Source organism: Streptomyces sp. NPDC058632, assembly GCF_042717095.1.
Taxonomy (GTDB): Bacteria; Actinomycetota; Actinomycetes; order Streptomycetales; family Streptomycetaceae; genus Streptomyces.
In genome coordinates, this window is sequence record NZ_JBHXQZ010000066.1 from 34,609 (window position 1) to 46,011 (window position 11,403).

The 11,403-nt window shown below is 72.4% G+C and carries 6 protein-coding genes; 5 read left to right on the forward strand and 1 reads right to left on the reverse strand.

Annotated features, from left to right (window positions below):
- Positions 1 to 66 precede the first annotated feature (66 nt).
- A complete protein-coding gene (locus ACFWVE_RS23835; protein WP_384017399.1) occupies positions 67 to 3,420 on the reverse strand; it encodes a S8 family serine peptidase in 3,354 nt (1,117 codons plus the stop codon).
- Between the two features lie 384 nt (positions 3,421 to 3,804).
- On the opposite strand from ACFWVE_RS23835, the gene ACFWVE_RS23840 reads away from it, so the two are divergent.
- From ACFWVE_RS23840 to ACFWVE_RS23860, 5 genes are all read left to right on the forward strand, one after another.
- Positions 3,805 to 4,308 (forward strand): hypothetical protein, encoded by a 504-nt coding sequence (locus tag ACFWVE_RS23840; RefSeq protein WP_384017402.1) that lies wholly within the window; start codon positions 3,805 to 3,807, stop codon positions 4,306 to 4,308.
- Positions 4,278 to 5,705 (forward strand): hypothetical protein, encoded by a 1,428-nt coding sequence (locus ACFWVE_RS23845; RefSeq protein WP_384017406.1) that lies wholly within the window; start codon positions 4,278 to 4,280, stop codon positions 5,703 to 5,705. The genes ACFWVE_RS23840 and ACFWVE_RS23845 overlap by 31 nt, the downstream gene beginning before the upstream one ends.
- A complete protein-coding gene (locus ACFWVE_RS23850; RefSeq protein WP_384017409.1) occupies positions 5,702 to 7,141 on the forward strand; it encodes a VWA domain-containing protein in 1,440 nt (479 codons plus the stop codon). Before ACFWVE_RS23845 ends, ACFWVE_RS23850 begins: the two co-directional genes overlap by 4 nt.
- Before the next feature lie 84 nt (positions 7,142 to 7,225).
- The gene (locus tag ACFWVE_RS23855) at positions 7,226 to 8,347 is read left to right on the forward strand and encodes an AAA family ATPase (RefSeq protein ID WP_384017412.1); all 1,122 of its coding nucleotides are present in this window, start codon (positions 7,226 to 7,228) and stop codon (positions 8,345 to 8,347) included.
- On the forward strand, positions 8,344 to 11,196 hold the full coding sequence (locus ACFWVE_RS23860; RefSeq protein ID WP_384017415.1) for a hypothetical protein: 2,853 nt from the start codon (positions 8,344 to 8,346) through the stop codon (positions 11,194 to 11,196). Before ACFWVE_RS23855 ends, ACFWVE_RS23860 begins: the two co-directional genes overlap by 4 nt.
- Positions 11,197 to 11,403 lie beyond the last annotated feature (207 nt).

The following is an 11,403-nucleotide window of genomic DNA, read 5'->3' on the forward strand; positions in this document are numbered from 1 at the left end:
CGGCGGGCCCTCGCCCGGTGCTCAGCGGTGGGCCGGCGGGCGGCTCACCCGCTGCTCACCCGACTCTCACTTGCCGTAGTAGGCGTTGTAGATCGAGAGCGTCGACTTGTTGCCCTTCTTGTCGGCGATCTTGGCGTGGAAGGAGATCGCCTTCCCCTTCGCGGGGTTCTTGACGGTGATCTTCCCCTTCTTGACGTCGGTCTTCTTCCAGGTCTGTCCGTAGTCGTAGGAGACGTACACGGCGAGGGACTTGAGGTTCTTGCCCTTGGCCGCGCCCTCGACGGTGACCGGGAAGGTGGCCTTCTTGCCCGCCGTGACCTTGCTGTCCAGTCCGGTGACCGCGTGGAAGCGGGCGGTGGAGGCGGGCAGCTGCTTCAGGCCGGAGGTCTTCTTGGAGCGGAAGGTCCAGCTCGCGTCGACGCGGGTGGACGCGGCGGCGACCTTGGCGCTGCGCTTGACCGAGGCCGTCAGCCGGTAGGAGGCGTCGGCGGAGGGCACCTTGAAGTCCTTGTCCCCGAACAGCGGGTCGTCGTGGGAGCCGACCTTGGTGCCGTTGCGGTACAGGCTGGTGGTGACCGAGGTGAACTGCGAGGAGCCGGGGTTGCCCTTGCCGTCGGCGAACAGCGGGAGGAACCCGTGGAGGGTGTTGCCGTCGCGGAAGAGGCCGTAGTCCGAGGTGAGACGCGGCCCGAAGACGGCCGTGTGCACGGTCCTGGAGTACTTCTTGCCGCCCTTGAAGGCGAGGGCGCCGCCGAGGGTGTAACCGGATTCGGTGATCGGCCAGCCTTCGGCGTCGACACCGCCCTGCTGCTCGAAGTCGAGACCCCACTTCACCCCGCCCGTGGTGGACAGGTACAGGGTGCGGGTGCCGGGCAGGGCCTGCGGGATGCCGACCGAGGATGCGAAGTAGCTGCCCGGCAGCCAGCCCGTGGCGCTGAGCGCGCCCTTCTTGCCGCTCGCGGCGGCACCCATGGCGACCTTCACCGTGGCCAGTTCGGCCGCCTTGTAGGCGCGGGTGTGGCCGGTGGCGAGCTTCTTGACCTTGCCGCCGGTGACGGTGCTGTACTGCGCCTTGGTGCCCTTGCTCCAGTGGGTGTCCCACTGCTGGCTCAGCGAGCCGTCGGTGATCTGCGGGCCGAGGTGGGCGGTACGGAAGTTGTCGTACGACTCCAGCCACCAGCCGAAGCCGTGGACGGCGTCCTCCGTCTCCACGGAGTAGTCGGCCGAGGCGAACTCAGGCTTGGCCGCCTTGTCCGGCACGGTGATCTTCACCGGTTTGGCCTTGCGGGCGTCCAGCGTGACCGTGGTCTTCTTGGTGACGCTCAGCTTCGGCTGGGCGAGCCAGTCGCCGCCCTCGAACTTCTCCGGGTCGGAGCCGGCGAACACCGCGGTGTCCACGATGTAGTCGCCCTTGGGCACCCGGACGGTGACGGTTCCGTCGGCGTCGTAGGGCAGGAACCACTCGCCGGCCGCCGCGCCGGTGAGGCCGTCCAGGGCGGCGATGTAGTCGGCGGTCGCCCTGCCGTCGCGGCCGAGGACCTTGAGCGTCACGTCGTAGGACTCGGCCTCCCGCTCCACGCCCGCGGCCGTGCGGACGCTCTGGCCGCCACCGGTCGCGACCACGTGGGCCGAGTACGCGCCGTCGGTGGTGCCGCCGAGCCTGGTGTCGGCAGTGAGGTCGACGGAGGCCTTGCCGCCCGCGGGGACCGTCACCGTGGTGGCGCCCAGGGTGAAGAAGCCGGCCGGTGCCGCCTTGCCCTTGGGGTTGGTGGCGGTGGACGTCAGCTTCAGGGTGACGTCCTCGGTGCCGAGGTTGCGGTAGGTCAGCTGCTTAGTGACCGGCTTGTCGTCGGTGTGCGGCCACTGCTGGACGCCGAAGCTCACCGAGACCGGGTCGGCGATCACCGTCTGCTGGACGGCCTTGTCGACCTGGACCCGCCCGGAGCCCTGCTCGAACGCCGTGTACGCGCCGCCCTTGGTGGACCCGGTGAGCGCGCCCTTCAGCTCCGTGTAGGTCCAGTCGGGGTGCTGCTGCTTCAGGAGCGCGGCCGCGCCCGCGACATGCGGGGTCGCCATCGACGTGCCCGAGATGGACATGTAGCCGGCCGGCTTCTCGCCGACCTCCTTGGCGATGTCGTTGCCCTTCGCCGAGGCAGCCGTGATGTCGACGCCGGGCGCGGTGACGTCCGGCTTGACGGCGCCGTCGCCGAGGCGGGGGCCGGTGGAGGAGAAGTCGGCGAGCTTGTCCTTGTCGTCGACGGCGCCCACGGTGAGGGCGGCGTCGGCGCTGCCGGGCGAACCGATCGACTCGGGGCCCTCGTTTCCGGCCGCGATGGCGAACAGGACGCCCTTCTCGGCGGAGAGCTTGTCGACCGCCGCCTCCAGCGGGTCGATCTCGGCCGTGTCCCGGCCGCCCAGGCTCATGTTGACGACGTCGGCGCCCTGCGCGGCCGCCCACTCCATGCCGGCCAGGATGCCGGAGTCGTCACCGAAGCCGGAGTCGTCGAGGACCTTGCCGTTGAGGACCTCGGCGCCGGGCGCGACGCCCTTGTACGTGGCTCCGCCCTTGGCCCCGGTACCGGCCGCGATCGCCGCGACGTGAGTGCCGTGACCGACCTTGTCGCCGGTGTCCGACGAGCCGGTGAAGTTCTTGGACGCGGTCACCTGGCCCTTCAGGTCCGGGTGGGTCGCGTCGACACCGGTGTCCAGGACGGCGATCTTCACGCCCTTGCCGTCGTAGCCGGCGGCCCACGCCTTGGGGGTGCCGATCTGCGGGACGGACTTGTCGAGGGACGCCTTGCGGACGCCGTCGAGCCAGACGTGGGCGATGCCGGACGCGGTCCGGTCGCCGTCGGTGACCGCCTTCCACAGATCGGGCGTGTCCTGGTGCGGGGTCTGCACGGCGTCGGCGTTCAGGGTGCCGAGGGTCCGGCGGAGCGTGCCCGCGTCGCGGACGTCGGACTTCGCGGCGGCGGCGCGGCCCTGGTAGCCGACGATGACCTTCAGGCCGCGCTGCTGGGAGCGGCGGGTGGAGGCCTTGCCGAGTTCGGTGATGTCGAAGAGCCGCCGGTCGAGCCGGCCGCTCGCGATCAGCCGGGCGGCGTCCGCCGGCAGCACGTGGGTGTGGCCGCCGGACCTGCGGATCTGGACGGGTATGTGCTCCCGCCCCTTGGCCCGCTCCAGGCCGACGACGCGGCCCTTGGCGTCCACGGCGACCCGGTCACCGGTGATGAGGGTGATGCGGTGCTTGGCCTTCAGCGAGGACGGGGCCGGGGCAGCGGTGCCCGCGGCCGGTACCGCGGCCGTCCGTTCGCCGTTCGCCGACGCCGGGCCGGTCATGCCCGCCACGAGCGCCACGGCTGCTGCCGCGGCGACCGTGGCCGCGCCCGTCGCGCGCGCTCTTTTGACTTGTCTGCGCAAGGTTCCCCCTAGCGGATGTTCCGGGTGTTTCCCCTTCACCCGGCCGGGGGTGGTCTCGTACGCATGTGCGCAGCCCCCCGGGTCACGCAGTATGCCGAGGCGTGATCGAGCGGCTCAAGGGGTTACGGAGGGGATCGCGGAGTTGACGGGTAGTCGTGGGGTGTCTGTGATGCCACCGCCGTGACTCCGTTACCGGACCGATGGGTTGGCGGGACCGCGACGGGGCGGACGAACGCTGGGGCGGGTGCGCAAGCGAGGGCACGGGACCCGCTTCCGGGCGGGTCCGCCGCTCGCCATCTCGTTGTCAGTGGTGGGGGATAGCTTCGATCGTGTTGCGCCGACGTGGCGTTGACGTCCGCTTTCGCATGCAGGGGAGATGGTGCGTTGTCCGTCTGGGAGAAGTCGAGCACGGTGCGGGTGGTGGCGCCCGCGAGGCCGCGGAAGCTGTCCAAGGTGCCGTTCGTCGAGCTGGCGGACGGCCGGCTGCAGGGGGTGGTGTCCAGCGGGTCGGACATCGGGCGCGTCTACGTGTCCTCCGTCGCCGCCGGGACCTACGCGTTCGCGTGCAGCACCAACAACAACCGCCCCTGCGGCGGCGCGCACGGCATGTTCTGCAACCACATACGGGCACTGGTCGACGAAGCCGTGCTGCAGTACGGCGCCGAACGCGTGGCCCGCTACCTGAAGGTCGAGGTGGAGGGTGGTGAGCCGGACTCGCACTCGGTGACCTCCGCCATGGCCGTCACACGGCCCGCGCAGGGCGACACCTCGGCCGCGGCGCCCGTGTTCAGCCGGTTCCTGCGGCACCTGGCGTATCTCGAACTCACGCCGACCACGGCGCCGTTGCCCGAGATGCAGTGGTTCCCGACGACGAGGGCGGTGGCCTGATGCGCGCCGATCTGCTGGTCGACACCGTCGACGGTCTCGACGAGGCCCTCGCGGCCGTGGACGCCTTCGACGCGGCGCTCGTCACCGGTCTGCTGCGGCCGCAGCCCGAGCAGGCCGCCGGTGTGGTGGAACTGGCCGACGCCGTCGCCGGGACCCCGCTCGCCGCGCGGGTCGCCGAGGCGGCCGACAAGACGGTGGCCGGGGCCGCGGGCGAGGACCACTTCGTCGCGCTGGCCGCCGCCCGCGCCGCCCTGCTCGGCTCGGTGCACGACGCGCTGACCGCCCGCGTGGCGGAGGCCGTCGGCCGGCCCGTCGCCGAGGAGGCCGCCCCGGCCGGGACCGGCGACGCGGACCACGCCGCGAACCTCCTCGCCGCCGCCCGCAGTTGGCTGAGCGACCTCGCGCGCACCGGCTGGCAGGGCATCGACCACGAACTCGTCGCCGGCGCCGCACCCGTCGTCTCCGCGATGCTGCCCGACCCGGCGCTGCGCCGGCAGGCCACGCTGCTGGACGGATTCGCCGCCGAGCTCGCCGCGTCCTGCCCGGGAGCCACCCTGGAGCGGATCCCGGTACGCCGGTGGGCGGACCTCTGGTCACGGGCCCTGCTGCTGACGCTGCCCGGTGCGACGACCGGCTCCTTTGCCGCGGACACGGCCACCGGCCGCCTGCTGCCGCTCGGGATCGACGTGCAGGAGCACGCGACCGCCGTGCAGGCCCAGATCCACGCGGTGTTCGAGCCCGCCGACGGCACAGCGCCCCGGCTGGTGCGGGCCGCCGCGTCCGCCCCCAAGCCCGACACCGTCGTCGGGGCGGGCCTGTGGCAGCTGCTGCGTCCGCACCTGTCCCTGCTGACCGCGGTCGGCGAGGGCCGCTCGATGGATCTCGACGCGATGCCCGTCACCGCCGAGGGCGACCTGATCTGGGACGACGCGCACGCCCGGACGGGCGAGCCGGCCGACGCCTTCGTCACCGCGCGCGTGGCACTGCCGACGGCCGCCGCTCCGGCCACCGCGCCCCTGGACCGGCACCCCGCCCGGATCGCCGTCCCCGTCCTGCTGGAGGGGTACGAGACGGAGCAGGACGACGACGGGGTGGCGTTCCTGATCACCGGGCACCGCCTGGCCGTCGACACCGACCGGATACCGGTCGCCGGACCGCTCACCGCCGAGGCCGTCGCCGCGTCCGGGGCGTGCGTCGGGCTGCTCCGGTGGGACGCCGGAAAGTTCCACGTCCAGCCGCTGGCCGTGGAAAGGACGGTGCGCAAGAAGCCCGTCGCCGTCCACGCCGGCGCGTGGGCCGGGGGCACCACCGACAAGGCCGGTGTCCGCGCGGAGAAGGCCGCCACCGGCGCCGTCGACGCGCTGCGTGAACGAGCCGGAAGGCTGCTGCGCAAATGACCGACCCCACTCCCGTACCGGCCGCCGGGCCCGCCGGTCCCTCCGGGGCCGTCGTGCCCGACCCGCACGACAACCGCCGTCAGGTGCTGTACTGGAGGCTGCTGGCCCGGCTGTTCGACCCCGAGGAACAGGCGTCGCTGGAGTCGGCGAGCCTGGCCGTCGTCGAGGACATCGGGCTGCCGTCCGCGCTGCTCGCCCCGGGCGCCTCCGTCGACTCCGTGGTGCAGCGGCACCCGGAGCTGGCCGCCGAGTTCGACGGCCTGATGACCCCCGAGCCGGAGGAGGACGACGCCCGCGACCGGGCCGCCGAGGTGCGACGCGCGGCCCTCGTCTCCAAGGTCCTGCTGAACGTCTTCTCCACCGGCTCCGGCGCCGTCACCGCCGAGCAGCTGGCCCGCTGGCAGTCCGACGCGGGCTGGCTGGAGCGGGCACTCGGCTGCCGGCCCGGCGACCTGCGGGGCGGCCGCGCCGGCGCGGGCGGCCGGGGTGTCGGCCCCACCGGTACCGGCGGTGGCGGGCGCACACCCGACCTCAGCCGGCTCATCCCGGCCATCGGCCCGGAACTCGGCTCCATCGAGGCCTCTCTGGTCAAGCGGATGCGGCTGCGCGAGGTGCTGGCCGATCCGCGGCTGGCCGCGCGACTGACCCCGAGCATGTCCCTGATCGAGCAGTTGCTGCGGGACAAGGACAACCTCTCCGGCGTGGCCCTGGCGAACGCCAAGTCGCTGATCCGCCGCTACGTCGACGAGGTCTCCCAGGTCCTGCGCACCCAGGTGGAGAAGTCCACGGTCGGCGACATCGACCGGTCCGTTCCGCCGAAGCGGGTCTTCCGCAACCTCGACATCGACCGCACCATCTGGAAGAACCTCACCAACTGGAGCCCGGAGGAGGAGCGGCTCTACGTCGACCGCCTCTACTACCGGCACACCAGCCGCAGGACGACACCGCAGCGGCTGATCGTCGTCGTGGACCAGTCGGGCTCCATGGTCGACTCGATGGTCAACTGCACCATCCTGGCCTCCATCTTCGCCGGCCTGCCGAAGGTGGACGTCCACCTGATCGCCTACGACACCCAGGCGCTGGACCTCACACCCTGGGCGCACGACCCGTTCGAGACCCTGCTGCGCACCAAGCTCGGCGGCGGCACGGACGGCACCGTGGCCATGGCACTCGCCCAGCCGAAGATCGCCGAGCCGCGCAACACCGTCGTGGTGTGGATCTCCGACTTCTACGAATGGCGCACCGACGAGCTGTTCGAGAGCATGTCCGCCATCCACCGTTCGGGCGCGAAGTTCATCCCGGTCGGTTCGGTGACCAGCGCCGGGCGCGGCAGCGTCAACCCGTGGTTCCGGGAGCGCTTCAAGGACCTCGGCACGCCGGTGGTCTCCGGCCACATCAAGAAGCTCGTGCACGAGCTCAAGACGTTTCTCACCTGATTCCACCTGCTTCCTCTGATTCCACCTGCTTCCTCGCACCCGAACCTCTCTTTCTCGAGCACTGAACGGAAAGGCCCACATCCGATGTCCGACCTGCTGCGCGCGCCCGCCGAGATCAAGTACGCCGAGGAACTGGACTGGCTGGAGTCGGTCGACGACGGCCCCAAGCCGTTCTCGTGGCGGCTGTCGCCGAAGATGGTCCGGCTGTTCGTTCTGGGCTCCGAGCGCTCCGACGGCCTGGACCGGGAGATCTCCCAGAAGTGGTTCGGCGACCGGAGCTTCGTCGAGCGTTCCATCGTCACCCTCGCCTCGGACCGCGGCCTGCTCCTCATCGGCGACCCCGGCACCGGCAAGAGCTGGCTGGCCGAGCTGCTGTCCGCCGCGATCAGCCGCAACTCCACGCTCGTGGTGCAGGGCACGGCCGGCACCACCGAGGACCACATCAAGTACTCCTGGAACGTGTCCATGGTCATCGCCAAGGGCCAGTCCAGGGAGTCGATGATCCCGTCGCCGATCATGACCGCGATGGAGGCCGGGTCGATCGGCCGCTTCGAGGAGCTGACCCGCTCCACCAGTGACGTGCAGGACGCGCTGATCTCCATCCTGTCCGAGAAGTACATCTCGGTGCCGGAGCTGGAGAGCGGCGGCAGCGACAACATCGTCTTCGCCAGGCCCGGCTTCTCGATCATCGCCACCGCCAACAGCCGCGACCGCGGGGTCAACGACCTCTCGTCCGCGCTCAAGCGCCGCTTCAACTTCGTCCGCATCCCGGTGATGACGAACAAGAAGAGCGAGGCGGAGATCGTCCGCTTCCGCACCGAGGAGCTGCTGCGCCGTCACTCGATAGAGCTGGAGGTGCCGCCGACCCTGCTCGACGTGCTGCTGCAGAGCTTCGCCGACCTGCGCGCCTCCGCCGCCGCGGCCGGCAGCGACGACGAGAAGCTGGAGTCCGCGCTGTCGACGGCCGAGCAGATCGGTGTGCTGGAGGACGCCGTCCTGCACAGCAACTTCTTCGGCGAGCGCACGCTGACCGCCCGCTCCCTCGCCTCCTCGCTCGTCGGCTCCCTCGCCCGCCGCGAGCCGGAGGACCTGGCCATCCTCAACAAGTACCTGCACGGTGTCGTCGAGCCGCGCAGCAAGGAGCAGGGCGGCTCGTGGCCCGAGTTCCTGGAGGGCGGCCGGGACGCGATCGCGACGCTGTCATGAGTGCCGCACCCGAGAGCGCGCCCGCGAGCACGCCCGTCGTGGGGGAAGGCACGTTCGCGGGTCTCCGTGGCCAGCTCCACGAGGCCGCCGCCACGTTCGCCGGCGGGCCGGACGCCCTGGAGGGCATCCTCCTCGGCATGGTCGACGACGTGGACCGCGCGCTGCGCGAGCCGCTGGAGATCTTCCCCGTCTGCCACCACTCGCCCGCCTCCGCCCTCGCGATGGCCCGCCGCCTGCGCGAGAAGCAGCCCAAGGTGGTGTACCTGGAGCTGTGCGAGGACATGGCCCCGCTCCTCACCGAGCTGCGCAACTGCCGCCTGCCGGTGGCCGTCCAGGCGTTCGCGAGCGAGGTGGACGGCTTCCCGCCCGAGTGGGCGCCGCTGTCGGTGGTCGCGCCGATCACCGAGGCGTCCGCCGAGTACCAGGCGATCGCGTACGCGCTGGACACGCCGGGCGTCGAGCTGGTCCTCGTCGACCGGTCCTCCGACCACGTCTTCCAGTGGGACAGCCGCGGCCGGCCCGCCGCGGAGGCGGACGCCGGCGCGGACGCGGCGGACCCCGACGCCGCCACCCGGGCGGCGCTGCACGGCGAGGCCGTCGGCGTGGAGATCGGCGACCTGCGGCCGCGCTTCGCCGAACTGGAGGAGCACCTGCTGCGGCACGGCAAGGTGCGGCACTGGTCGGAGTGGTGGCACCAGTACGTCGAGCTGCCGCTCGGCGACGGCGACCACGACACCTACCGTCAGGTGATGCTCCTCATCGGCAGCCTGTTCCGGCGGCTCGCCCCCGGCGACCCGTCGCGGGTGCGGACCGACGAGGACCGCGAGCGGTACATGTGGACCCGGATGCGGGAGCACCTGGCCGCGACCGGCACCGACCCGGAGGACTGCCTGTACGTCTGCGGCGCGTTCCACGCGGCCAGCAGGGTGGAGGAGTTCGGGGTGGCCGGTTCCGGCACGTACGAGATCTCGCCGCGCTCCGCCACCGCCTGGCAGCACGGGCTGATCCCGTCCAGTCACGCGGCGATCGAGGCGCAGTTCGGTCTCGCCGCCGGTTCGGTGTCCATCGCGGCGACCGAGTGGGCGAAGAGCCTCAAGCGCACCCGGGTCACGCCGTACCGGCTGGCGGGTCAGGCCGGTACGAAGAGGTCCCGGGCGAAGCAGACCGCCGTACCGGCGTCGGGGGCGTCCCGGCCGGCCGCGACGGACAGGCTGTCCGGTTTCCTGGGCCGGCCCCCGGTCCTGGACTCACTGGACGAGGCCGAACTGCTCGGCTGGTGCGTGGACATCGTGGGCGCGGCCCGGCGAGGCGGTTATCTCGCCTCCACGGCCGACGCGATCGCCGTCTTCGAGACGTCGATCCTGCTCGCCGGGATGCGGGACCGGGCCAAGCCCACGCCGTACGACTTCCAGGACGCGGCGGTCACCTGCATCGAGAAGGACGCGGTGCCGGGGCGGCGGGACGTGCGGCGGCTCGTCGAGATCATGATGGGCGGCGACCGGATCGGCCAGGTCGGCTACGACTCGCTGCCGCCGCTGGCCCGCGACGTGCACGACCGGCTGGAGCCACTGGGGCTGAAGCTCCAGCAGCGGGGCGTACGGCGGGCCCTGCTGGACATGGCGTCCCAGCCGGAGCTGCGGGCCTGCTCCGACGTGCTCTGGATGCTGCGCCGGCTGCTGCCGCAGGGAGCGGCCCGGCCCATCATGGGTGAACGCGCGCTCGGCGAGCGGTCGATCCAGGAGTCGTGGGACCTGGCGCTCGGCACCCATCAGCGGGCCCTCATCGAGCTGGGCTACGAGGGTGTCAGCATCGAGCAGGTGCTGGAGCAGCGCCTGCGCCGCGCCGCGTACGCGCCGCAGGCGACGGCGGCGACGGTCCTGGAGGCCGTCGAGGACGCGACGCTGTACCTGGGCGGCCGGCGTCTGGCCGACGAGCTGGGCACGCGCGCGCTGGAGGTCCTGGCGTCCGAACGCAGTGTCGACGGCGCGCCGGAGGTGCTGCGCCGGGTGCGCCGGCTGCTCGCGTACTACCGGACGAGCGAGCCGGTGCTGCCGCCGTGGATCGAGTCCTTCGTCAAGGCCGGTTACGCGCACTACTGCACGCTGCTGCCGACGGCGTTCACCGACGAGGACGCGACGGCGGGTCAGGTCGCGGCGATGCTGGGCTTCCTGTTCGGCATGGAGAGCCTGGCGCTGTCGCTGGGCTGCGACAGGGCGCAGCTGGAGCTGGCGGTCGCGCAGTCCCACCCGGAGGATCCGTCGAAGACGGCCCTGCTGTGGGCGGCGCAGGTACAGCTCGGCACGCTCTCCCGCGAGCGGTTGCGGGCCCGGTGCGACGAGCTGCTGGCCAACCCGCTGGTGGTGCCCGCGTATCCGCGTTACCTCAGCGGCTTCGTGCACGCGCTGGAGCCGGTGCCGGGTCTGGCGGACGTGGTCGTGGAGGCGGTGTCGAACGCGTTCGGGCGGTTGCCCGACGCGGTGCTGCTGCCGTGGCTCCCGACGCTGATCGGCACGCTGCGGTCGGGCGCCGCGAACCTCGCTCCGCTGCTGATCCGCGAGGCCGGACGGATCTTCCCGAGCCGGCTCGCGGCGCTGGACGCCTGGATCCCGCCGTGGCGGACACCGGCCCCGGCCCCCGTCCGCCGCGCGGCACAGGCGGCGGCCGACGTCCGCCGGGGCGTCGCGCTGGCACCGGCGCGTCCCGCCACGTTCGACGCGCTGGCGGCGCTGCTGGGCTGCACGGAGGGCTGGGCCCCCGCCACGGCCCCGCCGCCTTCGGCGGACGCGGCCCTCCCGGCCCGTCACCCGGACTCGGCAACAGCACTCGAGTCCCTCCTCGCCGGCACCTGACCGACGGGACGGCGTTCCCGGCCGGGGGTCCGACTCCGGCCGGGATCATGCCCCCCGGCCGCGAAGCCACCCGCAGAGCCGCACGACGGACCGGGAGCAGGCCCACCGTCCCGGCAGCTCCGCCGGCCTCGGCGACAGCGTCGGAGTCCCTCCTACCGGTACCCGACCGGCGGCGGGAACGACGCGTCCCCGGCCACGGGTCCTGCC

Excerpts from the sequence above, each read along its gene's own strand:
- ACFWVE_RS23860 (WP_384017415.1), top strand. The coding sequence starts at position 8,344 with ATGAGTGCCGCACCCGAGAGCGCGCCCGCGAGCACGCCCGTCGTGGGG.
- ACFWVE_RS23855 (WP_384017412.1), top strand. The coding sequence starts at position 7,226 with ATGTCCGACCTGCTGCGCGCGCCCGCCGAGATCAAGTACGCCGAGGAA.
- ACFWVE_RS23850 (WP_384017409.1), top strand. The coding sequence starts at position 5,702 with ATGACCGACCCCACTCCCGTACCGGCCGCCGGGCCCGCCGGTCCCTCC.